Origin of the sequence: Rhizobium ecuadorense, from assembly GCF_001187535.1 — a bacterium.
GTDB classification, from domain to species: Bacteria; Pseudomonadota; Alphaproteobacteria; order Rhizobiales; family Rhizobiaceae; genus Rhizobium; species Rhizobium ecuadorense.
This window is the reverse complement of record NZ_LFIO01001078.1, coordinates 49,897-66,738: the sequence shown is the minus strand read 5'-3', so window position 1 is coordinate 66,738 and position 16,842 is coordinate 49,897. Positions and strand designations below refer to the sequence as shown.

Here is a 16,842-nt window from a genome sequence, read left to right as displayed (position 1 = left end):
GGGAGAAGGTGCCGGCAGGCGGATGAGGGGCAGCTCGGGACCTCTGAGAGCGCTCCGGACATCAGACCTGCGCACCGATCCAATCCGAAAATGCCTGCATCGCCGCCGTGACCGGCCGCGACTGCAGGCGCGTCAGCCAATAGCTGCCGAGCGAAATGGCAGTGGCGAAGGGCTGCACGATCGCGCCCGAGGCGAGATGCCTTGTGAACATCGACGGCGGCGCCAGCGCGACGCCGAGCCCCTGGAGGGCGGCCTCCATCATGCCGACGGAGGAATCGAAGACGATGCCGGCATTGACCTGCGCGGTGGGGGCAACGCCTGCCGCCTGAAACCAGCTGCTCCATTCATCCGTCCGGTAACTGCGCAGCAGCGTGGCCCCGGCAAGATCTTCAGGCGATCGCAGATGCTCCGCCAGTTTGGGGATGCAGAGCGGCGAAAGCGGCGCTTCGAACAGCCGTTGCGCCTCGGTGCCGTGCCAGGAGCCGCTGCCGAAGCGGATGGCGAAATCCAGCCCTTCGGCGGCCGGATCGACGCGGTTGTTGTTGGTGGAAATGCGGAGATCGATAAAGGCATGCCGGCGCTGGAAATCCGCAAGCCGCGGCAACAGCCAGCCGACGGCGAATGTCCCGACCACGCCGAGAAACAGCAGCTCCCGCACCTGCCCGGCTTCGATCCTGTCCAGTGTCGTCGCCATCTGATCGAAGGAGGCCGTCACCGTCGGCAGCAGCGCTTCGCCTTCCGCGGTGATTTTCAAGCCGCGGGGAAGACGCTGGAACAGCGCCACGCCCAATCGCGTCTCCAGGCCTTTGACCTGCTGGCTGACCGCCGCCTGGGTGACGCAGAGCTCGATCGCGGCGCGGGTGAAGCTCAGATGCCGTGCCGAGGCTTCGAAGGCGCGCAGGCCGTTCAAGGGGAGGAATTGCCGAACCATCAAAGGCCTATGTTTTGCTGCATGTCGTTCTGCCGGAACCGCCGCACGCTTCCAGGCGACATGCATTAGATTTTCTTGTGGCTGCTGCGAGATATCATCATTTGTGATTGCAAAACAGCGCCGATAAACCTCCTCCCCATGCGCTTTGCGCCGGTTTGGCTGCCCTGTCGATTTGGAGGATGATGGTTATGAACAGCGTTGGGATAAGAATTTTATCGGCCGTTTTGCTCTCGGCCTGCGCCTCCGCAAGCGGTTTTGCCGCCGACGAAACGACAGTGAAGGCGGTCACGGATGCCGCGATCAAGCCGATCATGGAGAAATACGCCATCCCCGGCATAGCCGTCGCCATCACCGCCGACGGCCGGGACCACATCTTCACCTATGGCGTCGAGTCCAAGGACACCGGCAAGCCGGTGGCACCGACCACGCTGTTCGAACTCGGATCGATCAGCAAGACCTTCACCGTGACGCTGGCATCCTATGCGCAAGCACGCGGACAGCTTTCGCTGTCGGACAAGGTCGGCAAATATCTGCCTGGAATGACGGGAAAGCCGTTCGGCGATGTCGCCCTGATGCATCTGGCCACCCACACGGCAGGCGGATTTCCGCTGCAGCTTCCCGACGAGGTCAAGACCGAAAAGCAGCTGCTCGGCTATTTCGAAGCCTGGCGGCCCTCCTATGCGGCGGGGACGCAGAGAAGTTACGCCAATCCCAGCATCGGCATGCTCGGCTATATCGTCGCGAAATCCATGCACGGGGATTTTACCGGTTTGATGGAAGGTAAGCTGTTTGCCGCGCTCGGTTTGAAAAGCACCTATATCGATGTGCCGAAAGCGCGGCAGGCCGACTATGCTCAAGGTTATAAGCGCAGCGGCGAGCCGGCCCGGATGACGCCGGCCGTGCTTTCGGCCGAAGCCTATGGCGTCAAATCCACCGCAGGCGACATGATCCGCTTCGTCGGCGCCAATATGGGCATGCTCAAGCTCGACGAAAAACTGCAGCGGGCCATCGCCGACACCCATATCGGATATTTCAAAGCAGGGGCGATGACCCAGGATCTCATCTGGGAGCAATATGCCTATCCCTTAAGCTTGAACGACTTGCTGGAGGGCAATTCGCCGGCGATGCTGAAGACCATGCCGGTTTCGGAACTGCGTCCGCCGATGCAACCGCGCGACGATGTGTGGATCAACAAGACCGGCTCGACCAACGGTTTCGGCGCCTACGTCGCCTTCATTCCCAGGGACCGGCTCGGCATCGTCATCCTGGCCAATAAGAACTATCCCAACGAGGACCGCGTCGCCGCGGCCTATCAGATCCTGACGGCGCTTTCGGCCGACTGAGCCGAACACAGGCCTCGCCGACGCAGGTGTGCATCGCTCGAACTCCGCAGGGTGCTTGCGAAGATCGGATCGGACTTTAGCCCGATGCGCTGGCCGGCGCGCTCGTGATAGCCAAACCGTTGTGATTGGTGGGTGACTTGCCGCAGCGCCCCACTGCCGAACCCAGCGGCACTACCTTAAGTAAAAGGCATCAATAATTAAGATTAATAGGCGAGTAATTTCCAGAACACTTCTAATGAATTGCCACGCCTTAAAGGTGATGCTAATAAACATTCACCTCAAACGTCACAAGGCACAATGCAATGAAAAGCGTATTGATTTCTGGCGGGGCTGGATTTATCGGATCGCATTTGTGTGACCGGCTTTTACTTAGAACCGACGTCCAGAAACTGGTCGTTGTTGACAACCTCTGGACCGGACTTTTCGACAATATCGCCCACATCAGAGATCCCCGTTTCCACTTCGTGAAATCGGACGTCGAGACGCTGCAGACGTCGGAGAAGTTCGATGAAATCTACCATCTGGCGTCCCCGGCATCGCCGCCATGGTATATGAAGGAACCGAAGAGGACGATTTCCGCCAATCTTCTCGGGGCATTCCGGCTGCTGGAGCTCTTGAAGAAGGGCGGTCGCTTCGGCTTCACCTCGACCTCCGAAGTTTATGGCGACCCTCTGGTGTCGCCGCAGCCGGAATCCTACAAGGGCCAGGTGGATTGCACCGGACCGCGCTCGTCCTACGACGAGAGCAAGCGCTGCACGGAATCGCTGCTGTTCGAAATGCAGCGCACCCAGGGGCTCGACCTCAAGGTCGTCCGTCCCTTCAACATTTACGGTCCGCGCACACGGCCCGATGACGGCCGCGCCGTCTCCAATTTCATCACCCAGGCGCTGGCGGGCCGGCCGATCACCGTGTTCGGCGACGGCAAGCAATCGCGCAGCTGGGGCTATGTCGACGACGTCGTCGATGGTTTCGCACGATATTTCTGGATCGATGAAACCGACTACAAGGGACCTCTGAACGTCGGCAACGATCGCGAGATTTCGGTTCTCGAAGTCGCCCAATATGTGTCCAAGCTAGTCGGCGGCGTACCGATCGTCTTCGAGCCGTCACCGCCGCAGGATCCCACCAACAGGCGGCCCGACCTGACCAATGCGAACTACGTCATGCCGGAATGGTCGTGCAAGATCAGCTACGAGCAGGGCGTCGCCATGACGCTCGACTGGTTCCGGGCAAAAATAAAGCTCGGCGCGGCGGAATAATCATCACGGCTTGCGGGCGTCGCGCCTGGGACGGCGCGGCGTATGCTCACGGTACGATTTGAGAGAATGGTAATGCGTGAATCAATACCGTCCGATTTGAAGGATGTGAATTTCCCCGTACCGATCCACTATCTCGATCTGGCCTCCGGCCATATCGACGCCGTGTCGTCGCCGCTCTCCGACGGGCTGGTGGTCTTTCTGTCGGATGGTCTTCCGGTCGGACAGGCATATATCGAAAAGCCGGAGACGGCGGCGGCACTGGCCGAGCGTGCCGTGCGGCCGGATACGCTCGAGCATTTCGCCCAAGTCGCGCAAACGCCTCTGCGCAATCGCGATGTCAGCATTCTGATCTGCACCAAGGACCGGCCGGAGGAACTGCGCCGGTGCCTCGCCTCGATCCCCGAACAATCGCTCCGTCCCGTCGCCATCATCGTGGTCGACAATGCCTCCTCAGGCGATGCAACCCGTCGCGTGGTGGAAGAAGCCGGCGCCACCTATGTCCGTGAGGATAGGATCGGCCTCGACTATGCCCGAAACGCTGCCGTGCGCGCGGCAACGACGGAATTCGTCGCCTTCACGGACGACGATGTGGTGCTTCACGAACGATGGCTCGAGAACCTGATGAAGGGGTTCGACCAGCCCGAAATCGGGTGCGTCACCGGCCTCGTCCTTCCCGGAGAGCTTTCCACGCCCGCGCAGCTGATATTCGAAAGACACTGGGGGTTCGGCCGAGGCTATCGGCGCAGGGACTTCGATCGGCACTTCTACCGCCGGCATAAGCGGCATAAAAATCCCATGTCGATGGTCGGCGCAGGAGCAAGCCAGGCGTTTCGTCGCAAAGTGTTCGATGAATGCGGATTATTCGACGTCCGACTCGGCGCGGGGGCGGCTGGGTGTTCCGACGACTCCGAATTCTGGGATCGGCTTCTCCATCATGGCCATACTTGCCGCTACGAGCCGACCGCGGTTTCGTGGCATTTTCACCGCAAGGACATGGAAGGGCTGGCAAAACAGATCCATCAATATATGAAAGGCCATGTCGCTGCGCTGCTGATCCAGTACCAGAACACCGGCAAGCTGGGCAATCTGCGCCGCATGCTGATGTCGCTCCCCTGGTATCATCTCAAAAGGTTCGCGAAGCGGCTCGAACGCGGAGCGACTTCGGACAACTTCTTTCTGAAGGAAGAGGTTCTGGGGAGCCTGCAGGGCGCATTTTATCTTCTCGGCCGCTGGAAAATGCAGCCATGGTGACGGCGTCGAGACCTGCGATCTCTTTTCTCATCCCGGCCTATAATGCCGCCGGTACGCTGTCGGATTGTCTGGGCAGCCTGCAAAATCAGACGATATCGAACTGGCAGGCGGTCGTGGTGGATGACGGCTCGACCGACGGGACTTGGGAGGTCCTTGAAAGCCTTGCCAACGCGGACGGGCGGATTACGCTTTACCGTCAACTGAATGCCGGTGCCGCCGCCGCACGCAATGCAGCCGCTCAGCTTGCCGCTGCGCCTCTCCTCTGCATGCTCGATGCCGACGACTGGCTGGATCCCGCCTTCAACGAAAGCATGCTGCCGATCGCCAGCAACCAGTCTCAGCCACTAATCGCCCATTGCAGCTATCGCCGCGTCACGGCCGACGGCCGGATGCAAAAGATCGAGCAGGCGCATGATCTTACCGGAGATCGTGCAATCCAACAATTTTCGTCAATTTGCGCTCTGGCCATTCATACGGCAGTCTTTCCCAAGCGCCTTTTTACGGAACTGGGCGGCATGGATGTCACATTACAAACCTGCGAGGACTGGGATCTCTGGCTTCGCATGGCGTTCGCCGGGGCTCGATTCCAGCGGGTGGACAAATGCCTGGCCTTCTATCGAATGAAGGCCGGCTCTCTATCGTCCGATCCGATTAGGATGATGCGGGACGCGATTGTCGTGACGGAAAGGGCGCGGGCCTTGCAAGTTGAGCGGAGCTTGCCGACGCAGGGCGAGGACGACGCTTGGCCGAAGCCCGCCCTTAGCCAGCTTCGCGTCTTCATTTGGATCGCGTCGATGCATCTTTGTGCGGAAACCGATCCCAAGGACCTGGCCGAGCTTCTGCCGGAATTTCCCGATGGCTCGGGCCACGAAGACATGATGGCGGTGGCCATCCTTCATGGGTTGCAGACGGGCCAATCGGTTGAGAATACTGCCGCCCTGATCGACCTGATGGACTCGTGGGCACCGGCAGTCGCGCGGCTCCTCGCCCTCATCGAAAGCCATTCGCTGGCCGGAACCGCACGAAAGACAGAGCAGCTTCTTGCCTGGCGGCTTTCATCAGAAGCCGTCTCGCGTTCTTTTAAGCTCGGACGCGTCCAGACTGTGGGCGTCGACGTCAACAAGCTCGCGAAGATTACCAAGGCCGTCGAAGCCGATACGCTGGTACTGCAGCTTTCGTCTGGACAGAAACATATCGGTGCCCACGTGGGGCCGCTATGGGGAGATCTGTCGGTCGGCGCATTGGTTCGCCTGATCGTCCGGGACATGCATGCAGGCGGTCGGCTGCCCACGCCCAGGACCTTCGCCTATGCGCGCCACTGGTTATTCGAAACCTTGCGTAACTATAGAGGCTTCCTTGGGATTCTTCGTCGGGGAGGACGACGGCGGGGACGCCTCGGCCGCCTTGTCCAGTCAACGCGCGACGCAGCTCTTATAAAATCTCTGGCAGGCGACGGGGAAACGGATGACCAGCGCCTTTCGAAGGCAGATCGGCAAGATGAGCGCTTGCATGGCGCGGTGTTAGCCGAGCGCCGCGGAAAAAAAACGGGAAAGGAAGCCCTTTTGTCAGAGGCCGCTTCCAAAGAGGAATATTGGGAACGGGTCTTTGAGCATCCCGACCCATGGAACTACGTGTCGATCTACGAACAGGTCAAATACGAGCAGACGCTGGGCCTTGTCCCGGAAGGGATAGGCAAGGCATTGGAACTTGCCTGTGCGGAGGGGATATTCTCCGCCAAGCTTGCGCAAAAGGTCGGGACGCTGACGGCAACGGACATCTCGCGTCGTGCGATCGAAAGAGCATCCGAGCGATGCCGAGAGTGGGGGAATGCCGAGTTTCGTGTCCTGGACTTCGCAGGCGACGACATTCCTGGCGGACAGGACCTGATCGTCTGCTCGGAAGTCCTCTATTACATGGATGACGAACAGGTCTTGGAGCGGGTCTGCCGAAAGATTGCCGCAGCACTGAAGCCAGGCGGCTGTCTGATTACCGCTCACGCCCATCTCCGGCGAGACGAGCCCGAAAGGACCGGTTTCGATTGGGACAATCCGTTCGGTGTCGGCACCATCAGGAAAGTCTTTTCGAACCTGCCGGACCTTACCCTGGAAGAAACGATCGAGACCGAGCTTTACGCCATTCATCGGTTCCGCAAGCGTGAAACGTCCGTACACACACTGCGGATTGAACGGCACGGTGTCCCATTGGACACGGAGGTGGCCAAGAGCATCATCTGGGGACCGGCCGGTGTCGAACGAGTGGCGGCGTGGTCGAACGAAGTGACGACCTCGATCCCGGTGTTGATGTATCACAGAATCGCGCGCGAAGGTCCCGATCGGCTGCGGCGTTTCCGGATCGCGCCGGAGATGTTCCGCCAGCAGATGCAGTTTCTCCGGCGGCAGGGCTACTATGGGCTGACGGCCGATGCGCTGGCCCATCTGCTTCAGGTGGGAAAGCCGATACAGGGGCGGCCGGTCGTCCTGACCTTCGATGATGCCTATCTCGATTTTTTTACCGAAGCCTATCCCATCCTTGTAGAGAACGGCTTCAGCGCCGACGTCTTCGTCGTGACGGACAAAGTGGGCGGCCGATCGGATTGGGATGCCGCTTACGGTGAGCCAGCCCCTCTGATGTCTTGGAACGACATTGAGGATCTCCATCGAAAGGGCATCCGATTTGGGTCTCATCTGGAAACCCACACGCCGGCGAGTGCGCTGGATAACGCCACGCTACTGGCCGAAGCGGTTCATTCTCGCAAGACGCTGGAGAACCGGCTCGGCGCGGCCACGACATCTATCGCTCTCCCCTTCGGCTGCACCGATTTCCGTGTTCCCGGAATTCTGGCCGAGGCGGGATATCAAATTGGCTTCACCACCAGGCCGGCAAAAGCGGGCTTTTCGGACAAGCTGCTGTCACTCCCGCGCCTCGAGGTACGCGGCGATTTACCCATCACGGCGTTTGCCGAACTGATGGGCCATCCCAACGCCTTTATCGGATAATGCCATGATCATTGACCCTCCTTTGGTGACCGTCATCATTCCCGCGTACAATGCGGAGGCGACCCTCGTGCAAACGCTGCGAAGCGTCTCGGCCCAAACCTATGAACACCTCGAGATACTCGTCGTGGACGATGGATCGCGGGACGAAACATTCGAACTGGCGACACAATATCGCCTTTCTGACCCGCGCGTTCGTGTCCTTCGCCAGCAAAACGGCGGCGTCGCCCTTGCCCGCAACTACGGTATAGAAGAGGCCCGCGGCAGCTACATCGCACCGATCGATGCCGATGACCTCTGGCACCCTCTAAAAATCGAGATGCAAGTCCGCGCGCTCGGGAAATTGTCGACAGGCCACGGCGTCGCCTACAACTGGTACGCAGCAATCGACGGGAACGACGTGATTTTCAGCCACTCGGGTCCCGTGCTCTATGAGGGCGACGTCTTCGAAATATTGGTCGGGGAAAATTTCATCGGCAACGGCAGCACCCCCCTCATGCCGCGGGCGGAAGTCCTGGCATGCGGGGGTTATGATTCTGCCCTGCGTGATCAGGGAGCCGAGGGATGCGAGGACCTGAAGCTCTATCTCGCATTGGCTGAAAGACTACCCTTTGCAGTGGCTCCCGATTTCCTGACCGGTTATCGTTTTACCGCAGGCAACATGTCGAGCAACGCCTCGCGCATGCTGAAATCCCACGCTCTGGTGATGGCAGACGTGAAGCGGCGCCATCCCGATCTTGCCGCCGCCGCCACCCGGGCGGAATTCCATACGGCGTGCTGGTATTTCAAGAAGGCGTTTGCCGGCGGCAACTACGGGCAGGTCAGGAAAGTGGCGTCTCTCCTTGTCAGGAGATTCCCGTCAAGGCTTGTCGGCCAGGCTGTCAGGCATCTGTGGCGCCAAGCGAAGCGGCAGCGCAGGAAACTGTTGAAACGGATACGTCGTAGGTCGCACGCGTGGCCGAAAGGGGCGGCTCCGAAAAGCGTGGCGCTCCCCATCATCGGCACGTCGTTTTACGACCTTGTCGCAGCCACTCCAACGATACGGACAGGCGAGCTCATCAATTCCCGGATGGATCATTTATGATGACGCTACGGAAACCCGTTCTCCGCAGGTCGTGGGGCGCCTTCAACGTTATTGTCGCAGCGCGTTTCCGCGAACTTCTGGAGCTCGTTCCCTCGCTCCGGTTGAAAACCTCCGTCCTGATCGTCATCGGTATCCTGACCGGGCTATCGGAAATGGTGGGGATAACCTTGCTGGTCAGCCTCGTTTTTGCCCTCAGCCAACAAAGCCCTGCTTCCGGGTCCGTCGCCTGGCTACCGGCATACTTTGGCGGATTGGAATCTTCCATCACGAAGTCGATGCTAGTCGCCGTGCTGATCTGCGCGATCATCCTGAGGATCATTCTGGGCTTCGTCAACGACATCATCGCAAGCACCGTAAGCCATCAGATCAGCGAGAGTATTCGTCACCGTCTTTACGCAAAGATTCTGACGATCCCCTTCCAGCGATTTCAACGCTATGAGCGCAGCGATCTGATCAATGTCATCGCCACCGAATCCTATTCCGTGGCCTCCGCTCATACCGGCCTTGTGCGCCTGGGAATCAGTCTCGGGACCATCATCATCTTCGGGATCGGAATGCTCGTAATGGCATGGCCGATTGCTGTGCTCGCGGTGATGTTCGGCGTCGTCCATAACCTCAGCCTCGGCTTGTTTGCAGCTGCCTATCGCCGTCTTGGCGCCGCCAGTCTTTCAGCTCTGGAAGAATTGACCCATCTGAGCTGGACCACATTGCAGACGTTAAAGGCGGTGAAGAGCTTCGGTCTGGAAGACGACCACAAAGGTATTTTCGAAACCTTGTCCAAGACAGTGGGGGAAACCTGGCGCCGTTCGGATCGGATGGGGGCAGCAACGTCGCTTCTGAGCGAAACGCTGACATTCGGGGTGATCCTGACGATCATCCTGTCCTCGCAGGTCCTGCCGGTCGATTTTCGGGCCGCCCTGTCTGCCACGATACTTCTTTACAGGCTCCAGCCACATATCAAGCAATTCGATTCCCAGCTGCTGCGCTTGCATGAAATCGAGGCCTCACTGCAAAACGTGCTCGCGCTGATCGCGGAACAGGACGACGCCAGGAAAACTGCAGGCGGAGAGGAACTGCGACATCTAAAACAGGAGATCGTTTTCCACGATGTATCCTTCTTCTACGAAGAGGCCAGAATGCCTGCCGTGCGTCATGCCAGCTTCTCGATCAGGGCAGGCGAGACCACGGCTCTGACCGGACCCAGCGGCTCCGGCAAAACTACGATCATCAACATGCTCCTCGACCTTATTCAGCCGACCGAAGGCCGGATCACGATCGATGGCAAGGACCTCTCGACTATCGAGCGATCCAGCTGGCTGCGCCTGCTCGCGGTCTCGGGCCAAGACGTCGAGCTTATGGATGGCTCCGTCCTCGACAATATCCGCTTCCGTCGCGACATCCATGAGGAGGATGTCCGCTGGGCGGCAGATATGGCCTGCGCCACCGAATTCATCGAGAATCTGCCCTACGGCTTCGACGAATGGCTGGGCGACGAAGCGATCCGGCTTTCGGGTGGGCAACGACAGCGCATCGGTCTGGCGCGGGCGCTGGCCGGCCGGCCCGACATATTGCTCCTAGACGAAGCGACCAGCGCACTCGACGAGGAGACGGAGGGGCGCGTGCTCTCCCTCCTGCTCAGGGAATATGACGGCCGGACCCTGATCGTCGTCAGCCATCGCCCGTCGGTCGCAAGGTTGATGAAGAACCGGATCGACCTGCGTCCGGCCACAACAGCGGATGGGTTGCTCTATGGCGGCTGAGCCTCTATCCGGATTGACGGTGGCAGTCGTCATCCCTGCCTACAATGCCGAAGAGTTCATCGTCGCCACACTTCGATCGGTTGTCGACCAGACCCATTCGGCACTCGAAATCATCGTCGTGGACGACGGCTCAACCGACGATACCGCATCGATCTGTCGCGAGTTCGCCGCAGCTGATCCGAGGATCACGATCCTGTCGACCGAAAATCGCGGTGTAGCCGCGGCGCGCAATGCCGGGATCGAGGCATCCAGGTCCAGCTATATAGCCTTCATCGACGCAGACGATCTCTGGCATCCCACCTATGTCGAAAGGATGCTGTCAGCGCTCCATCCCCTGCCGGACGCGTGGGGCGCGGTGTATGCTCTTCACCGCTTGATCGATCCCGCGGGATACTACATGAGATCCGGCTCGTCAGTGAACGCAAGGGACTCGATTCTAGCGCGCCATCTCGTCTTCCGCTTTGTCGGCAATGGCAGCGGCTTCATGGTGCGCCGCGCCGTCATAGACAAGATCGGCGGCTACGATCCGAGCTATGCCGATCGAGGAATTGGAGGATGCGAAGACTTCGATTTCGAACTCCGCACCGCCGAACATTTCAAGATCGAGGCCGTGCCACTTGGTCTGGTGGGCTATCGCGTTCATTCCGCAGCCATGTCTGCCGACAGATCCCGAATGGCGCGATCGCTTTTGGCGGCGACCGAGCAATGTGTCTCCCGCAACCCCGAGCTTCCCGCTTTCGTCGTCAGCTGCGCCCACACCTCGGCTCACCTCTATGCATTCTCAAAATTTGCAGCTTTGAAAGATTGGCACAGCGCCGCCGCCTCGTTTAGGCGCATCTATGATCATAGCCCGATGCTCGCTTCGGGCGTGCTGGCCAATTTAATCGTTTCAAAAGCGAAGCGAGCCGCACGCAAGGCGCTGTCCAAAGCTTGGCCCACCGATGATCAAAAGGAAAAAAATGCTCAGAAATTCGAAGAGATAGATCCACTATGCCCCTTGGTGGGCGGTTGGTCCCTCTTCAGGACGAAAGCGTTGCTCCGGCGCTTGTCGGAGGTCGATCGGTCTGGCGAATGCTCTGCTGCGACCTCGTCACAGCAGACGTGATGCTGGCGACCAACCGGTCAATATCTCGCTAGAACACTGGAAATGCGATATTTCGCCAGAATAACAATAAGTAAAAATCAATGAAACCGGTGAAAAAACCATCATCATCAATAATGACGTGTGACAATACACGATTTACCTGCAATTATATCCACGCACTGTGCAAGCGTTTCTACTGGAGGACCCGTCACCCACCCCGGCGGGTCCTCTGCTTTTCTTCCCCGCGGTTCGCCGGAAATGCGATTGCCGTTGTCTTTTGTCTCGACATGGAAAATATTGCTCGAATAGTAATATCGCCTGGGCAGAGATCGGCCTCACGAGACAAGCTCGCATTTTCCAACGGACAGGACCTCCCGCCGCTCGCCCCAGCAACATCATAATCTATATTTCAAGTGCAAAGATGATATTCATGAATGCCTTAAAATCTTGCCAACAGCCGATGTCATACAGTTGATCTCTGGGCATGATAGACAATAATAACGCGCGATAACCATAAGACAGCACATCCAGTGATTATATGCATATAGAATTCATGTCATCTTTTAATTGATATTTAAATACAACCTCCATCTGAAACTTATTATTTAACCTTTTGATAAAAATTTTCTTCACAACACCGGTTATCAGCCGCAGGTTATTCTGCCTTTAATTGCCGCCGACCTCGGTTCAAGTTTTCCAAGAGGGCAAAAAATCAGTTGAAGCCTCTTCCCCACCTCGGGTTTCAGACGCCCGGCAACCTGTCGAGCATCCCGACGAGGGATCACAAGCGATGACTCGACAGTCATGGAGATGACCACGCACAGGAGCGATGCCGGTGCAGCTTAGGACCGCCGAATGACGGCAGCGGAGATGTATGATGGTGCAATATATTGCTAAATCAGATGGTTAGACCCTAGGCACGGCGCAGTTCCGCCGCTTCACTCGGCAGCAGCCGGCTCGTCCGTTTTACCCTCAGGCACGGGGTTCCGGCATATCCGACCGAGATACCGGCGCCAAGCCGGGGCGCCAGCGGCGTTGGCGATTCTTTCGACGCGAAACAGCCGCCCTTTTCGAGCCCGTCCCGTTCAACACGCCAAAGGCGTCTTACGATTTGCCACACCTGTGTCGAAATGGTCGCACCTCGGCAGGGAATTAACCCTTCATAAAGCATTTGCTTGCTCAACTTATAATTTGTGTCATGGTCACTGTAAGTAGTGAGGGAGCCGACCTGATGAGTGATATAGCATCGCATATTCCGGAATTTGGTTATGATGAACGCGTGATGATCTGCCGGAAGCAGATCGAAAAGGCGGTTTATCAGTTCATTGCAAATACGAAGGTCGAGGGGTGCGATCCGGCGGAAGTCGCAATGGCCATCGCAGACATTGCCGACGACTACATTTTACTGCTGGCCCAGAAGCGCAATTTGACCCACTGAGACCATGGATCGGCCGCCGATCGGCCGATCGCGCAGACGATCTGTGAACGCGAGATCGCGCCGCTTCCCTTTCCGGAAGCAACGTCGGGGAGATCGGTTACCCTTCGTTTCCATTCAGGGTCGTTTCCAGCAGACCCTGAATAGCGCGCCGACCATCCGCGGCCCGCAGCGAGCCGGGCTTCTCCAAGCCGCAACTAAGATGGATTTACCAACGCTCGGGCATCAGTTTCAGCCCGTTATCTCCCGCGCGATGGGATCGAATGGTCCCGCGAGTGCCACGTCCATAAAGCCGACGCATTGTGCCCAGCGACGCGCGTTATAGTCCCTTGTTTTTGCATGTCGCCCGGAACGCTGCACACTTCCGGGCGGCATGCATCAGAGCAGTTCAACTTTTCACGGACGCGCAGAACCGCTCTAAAGCGCGTCGCATCAGATTTGATTCATGCGACGCGCTTTGGCCCTTTGTTTTGATGCATGTCGTTATCCCGGAACCGCTGCACACTTCCCGGCGACATGCATTAGTGACGGCTCACGCTCACTTGCGGAACCGGCGAGCCCAATTCAGCCAGTTCACTGGTCAAACCCTCCCCCACCTCCTGCTTCACGGCCTCGAGCGCCAGATCGAGGCAATTCGTCGCGAACTGCAATTTGACATCCTGAGCGACCTGTCGCGCGTAGGCGATCATCCGCGCCAGCGCGATGAGTTCATTCAGACCGTCTTCTGCCCCTTGCCCTGCACTTACCTTGGCAATCGATGTCACGCCCATGACCATTTCTCCAACGAATTGAAGGCATGATACGCGCGCAGAGGGGGTCGAGCCCGTGAAAAAAGCGTGACACAACCCTTGGTGAAAATTGCCGTCTTCGATTTACAATGCAGGACGGGTACGGAACGCGGTTGCGTGCAGTTTCCAGGGCAGATCGGCGTTCGAGCGGATGTCACGGGCGTCCTGTAGGGCTTTCAGCAATTCCAGGGCATCAAGGCGTTTTTGATCGACGGAATTCGAAAGAAGCGCCGCCAGCAGCTGCGGAGGATCCGGCTCGGCTATGTCAGCACATTGTTCGACGATCGCCCGCCACGTCCGCTTCTTGAAGAAGATCGCGTTTGCCGCATCTTCGAGCACCTGGCGCAACCCACCTGCCAGCAGTCCCCTATCCTCCATCGCATCCAGCGTGGCGCTGACATTGACGAGCGGTATCGTCAGCGGCTTGCTGCCCAGCGCGCTCGGCGCATGCATGAGTGCGACGGCGGCATCGTCGACCAGCCGGCCGCTGCGATAGTCCTCGAAAATGCGGCCGAGCCCGATCATCCCGAAAGGATGACATTCCGCGGCCCGCAAGGCGCCCATGCTTGCGGCCCCGAGAACGGCCACGCCAAGCGAGAGAGCATGGAGAATTTCCTTGTGCCAGACCGGTGCGGCATATTCGAAGCCGCCGTCGATCAGGCCGATGACATTGGCGCCCTGCTCCACCTGAGCCAGGACGTCGCCCTGCATGGCAGGCGGCAGGACGCGTATTGCCTCGCCGGCAAGCGATGCCGCATCGGGAAGACTGGGACCTGCGAAAATGATCTTCAAAACCCGATCGCCTTGGCCAGAGCCCTTGTTCCAAATCGCCGGGCGCGCTCCCCCTCGGGATTTTCGAGTTCGGGGATAACCACCTTGACGACGCTGAAGGGAAGCGTGTCGTCGCTGAGGTGAACCCGGATGACCGAATTAATCCCTCGGTTGCTGAGAGCGTCAAGCACATGCTGCAGCAACTGCGTCAGATCCTGTGGCCGATATCCTGCCGCGCCGTCACCGCAGAGGGCGGCAGGCGGTGCGGCAACCGCATCGAAGGCCCGCCGCATCAGTGGCGGGAGGGATCTCGAGAAAGTTGCAGGAGAAATATCGTCCCTGGCGCCGCTGATATAGGTCAGCCGGGATTGCACGGCTTCCGTCACCGCGCGAATGGCCGCGCGGACGGGGGACGGATGCGCCCCGGTACCGCCGGTCACCTCGACGAGTCGAATGTCCCTGTCCGCATAAGGATGCCTGGAGCCTGGAATTAGCTCCCCGGGCCCCAGCATGGCGGTGAAACAGGGGATTGCGATGTCGCTGGTGATATCGAACAGCCTGAGCGCCAATCCCGATGCTTCGATCTTGTCGATCAGCCCGTTGAGGGCGTCGTCCTCAAAGCCGCGGGGATCGACGCAGCCGGCATAACGATCGGCCTCTCCGCCCACCTGCCACAGCACATGAGCGTCACGCTCGATACGCTCCAGCACGCCATGAAAGATTGCTTCCTCGGCACTGTTTCCCGAAGCCAGGCCATCCGAGGACATCCAGTATCGCGTGTCACGCGTCCGGTCGAGCACCACCGCCTCGAAGGGAATGTGGATCTCTTCGCCGCTGAGGATATTGACGCCGGCAACCCATTCGGTCTCGTCATCCGGCCCGAGATCGGGTTTATGAACGGCGGTCAGGCAGCTCAATCTGTCGGCCTGGCAGCCCTGTGCCTGCAGGCGGGCAGAGGAACCGTGGACGCGCTTGACGAAGGGTTCGCCGGCGACGGCTCGTTCGAGCGCCTCCATGATTGCGGATACCTTGGCGTCCAGATCGGTCAGGCCCTTCCCCTGAGCAATCACGATCGACCGCGAATTCGGGGCATAGGCGCACCAGACAGGGATTCCGATGTCGTCCAATCCGGTATGTCGCGCAACCCTGGTGATGCCGAAGCTGGCCAAAAAAGGTTCGACGCGGGAAAGAGTTTCCCCCGGCGATATGATCCTGTCGGAATAGTGGACCCGGCGCGTCAGAATGACGCCTCGGCTGTCGCTGAGGCCGCCGCAAGGCAGAGCGGCGCCGACCAGGCGGCAGCGAGCGCCTCCGCCCCGCCAGCTATCCCCACAATGCCCATTTTCGCCATTGAATATTCCGCCCTCAGCTTTGACGTCGCTCCGCAGAAACTGAGCCAACCCATAATGGCTGAGTTCACTGCTCAGGCATAGATATGGGCCATCGTCAACAGCCCCTTGATCGGAGAGCGGACTGGGTCGCCGCTCGTCTCGATCAACCGCAGATCGCCGAATCTCTGCAGGTGAAGCACGCTCCGTCCTCAGCCGTTGATAACCGGATCCTGCAACTCACCGTCGATGTCGGACAACCCCGCAACTGCCAGACTTTTGGCCAATGCCACCAGTTTTTGCCTGATATTCGGATCCTCGATGGCGATGAACGCCTTGTTGAGCGCCAGCCCCTCTTTCGAGGACAAAAACCTGTTCAACTCGCTCGTCTCGCCTTCGATCGGTCCGGAACCACCGTTCTCGAAGAAGAAGCCGATGGGCACGCGAAGAATCTCGGATATGCGCTGAAGACGGCTGGCGCCTATGCGGTTCGTCCCCTTTTCGTATTTCTGGATCTGCTGGAAGGTGATGCCCAGAAGTTCGGCTAGGCCGTGCTGGGTCATCCCGAGCGTCTTTCGCCGGACCCTGACGCGGTTGCCAACATAGACGTCGATCGAATTCGGGGATTTCGCCTTCATGTGAACAAGTCTCCCACTTTATCAGCATGCCGAGCCGTATAATGGAGAGTTTAAGCAAGAATGCAACTAAAAGTAAATATTTCTTAAGGATTTTTTTCCGCGCTGCGCATAGCAAAAACAACCTATGGATTATTGCAGCGGAGGCCGCCTTTGGATTGGACCCGCATCGCACTCGCG

The 16,842-nt window shown here is 58.8% G+C and carries 14 protein-coding genes; 8 read left to right on the top strand and 6 right to left on the bottom strand.

Annotated elements, in window-relative coordinates:
- Nucleotides 1–61: 61 nt before the first annotated feature.
- Complete coding sequence (locus AF337_RS21825; protein ID WP_049733774.1) at nt 62–931, bottom strand: LysR family transcriptional regulator; 870 nt, start codon at nt 929–931, stop codon at nt 62–64.
- Between the two features lie 97 nt (nt 932–1,028).
- The gene (locus AF337_RS45560) at nt 1,029–1,220 is read right to left on the bottom strand and encodes a hypothetical protein (protein ID WP_244471292.1); all 192 of its coding nucleotides are present in this window, start codon (nt 1,218–1,220) and stop codon (nt 1,029–1,031) included.
- Here AF337_RS45560 and ampC point away from each other — a divergent pair.
- The 8 genes from ampC to AF337_RS21785 all read left to right on the top strand — a co-directional run bounded on the left by ampC (nt 1,156) and on the right by AF337_RS21785 (nt 13,143).
- Nucleotides 1,156–2,274, top strand: coding sequence for a class C beta-lactamase (gene ampC, locus AF337_RS21820; RefSeq protein WP_280138862.1), 1,119 nt, complete (start codon nt 1,156–1,158; stop codon nt 2,272–2,274). The two genes, AF337_RS45560 and ampC, sit on opposite strands and share 65 nt — an antisense overlap.
- Before the next feature lie 302 nt (nt 2,275–2,576).
- Nucleotides 2,577–3,533: an NAD-dependent epimerase/dehydratase family protein gene (locus AF337_RS21815; RefSeq protein ID WP_049733772.1), complete on the top strand. Its 957-nt coding sequence runs from the start codon at nt 2,577–2,579 to the stop codon at nt 3,531–3,533.
- Between the two features lie 72 nt (nt 3,534–3,605).
- The gene (locus AF337_RS21810; RefSeq protein WP_049733771.1) at nt 3,606–4,784 is read left to right on the top strand and encodes a glycosyltransferase family 2 protein; all 1,179 of its coding nucleotides are present in this window, start codon (nt 3,606–3,608) and stop codon (nt 4,782–4,784) included.
- The gene (locus tag AF337_RS21805) at nt 4,778–7,780 is read left to right on the top strand and encodes a glycosyltransferase (RefSeq protein WP_049733770.1); all 3,003 of its coding nucleotides are present in this window, start codon (nt 4,778–4,780) and stop codon (nt 7,778–7,780) included. Before AF337_RS21810 ends, AF337_RS21805 begins: the two co-directional genes overlap by 7 nt.
- 4 nt (nt 7,781–7,784) lie before the next feature.
- A complete protein-coding gene (locus tag AF337_RS21800; protein WP_049733769.1) occupies nt 7,785–8,861 on the top strand; it encodes a glycosyltransferase family 2 protein in 1,077 nt (358 codons plus the stop codon).
- On the top strand, nt 8,858–10,621 hold the full coding sequence (locus AF337_RS21795; protein WP_049733768.1) for an ABC transporter ATP-binding protein: 1,764 nt from the start codon (nt 8,858–8,860) through the stop codon (nt 10,619–10,621). Before AF337_RS21800 ends, AF337_RS21795 begins: the two co-directional genes overlap by 4 nt.
- A complete protein-coding gene (locus AF337_RS21790; protein ID WP_049733767.1) occupies nt 10,611–11,726 on the top strand; it encodes a glycosyltransferase family 2 protein in 1,116 nt (371 codons plus the stop codon). The genes AF337_RS21795 and AF337_RS21790 overlap by 11 nt, the downstream gene beginning before the upstream one ends.
- A gap of 1,210 nt (nt 11,727–12,936) precedes the next feature.
- Nucleotides 12,937–13,143, top strand: a complete 207-nt coding sequence (locus AF337_RS21785) for a hypothetical protein (protein WP_012558648.1) — start codon at nt 12,937–12,939, stop codon at nt 13,141–13,143.
- A 518-nt stretch (nt 13,144–13,661) separates the two neighbouring features.
- Here AF337_RS21785 and AF337_RS21780 read toward each other — a convergent pair.
- The 4 genes from AF337_RS21780 to AF337_RS21765 form a co-directional block, all read right to left on the bottom strand.
- Nucleotides 13,662–13,910, bottom strand: a complete 249-nt coding sequence (locus AF337_RS21780) for a hypothetical protein (protein ID WP_049733766.1) — start codon at nt 13,908–13,910, stop codon at nt 13,662–13,664.
- Nucleotides 13,911–14,012: 102 nt separating this feature from the next.
- Nucleotides 14,013–14,720, bottom strand: a complete 708-nt coding sequence (locus tag AF337_RS21775) for a TfuA-like protein (protein ID WP_049733765.1) — start codon at nt 14,718–14,720, stop codon at nt 14,013–14,015.
- Complete coding sequence (locus tag AF337_RS21770; RefSeq protein WP_049733808.1) at nt 14,717–15,907, bottom strand: YcaO-like family protein; 1,191 nt, start codon at nt 15,905–15,907, stop codon at nt 14,717–14,719. The genes AF337_RS21775 and AF337_RS21770 overlap by 4 nt, the downstream gene beginning before the upstream one ends.
- 332 nt (nt 15,908–16,239) lie before the next feature.
- Nucleotides 16,240–16,665 carry a helix-turn-helix domain-containing protein gene (locus AF337_RS21765; protein WP_049733764.1) on the bottom strand — a complete coding sequence of 142 codons (426 nt, stop codon included), beginning with the start codon at nt 16,663–16,665 and terminating at the stop codon, nt 16,240–16,242.
- Nucleotides 16,666–16,842 lie beyond the last annotated feature (177 nt).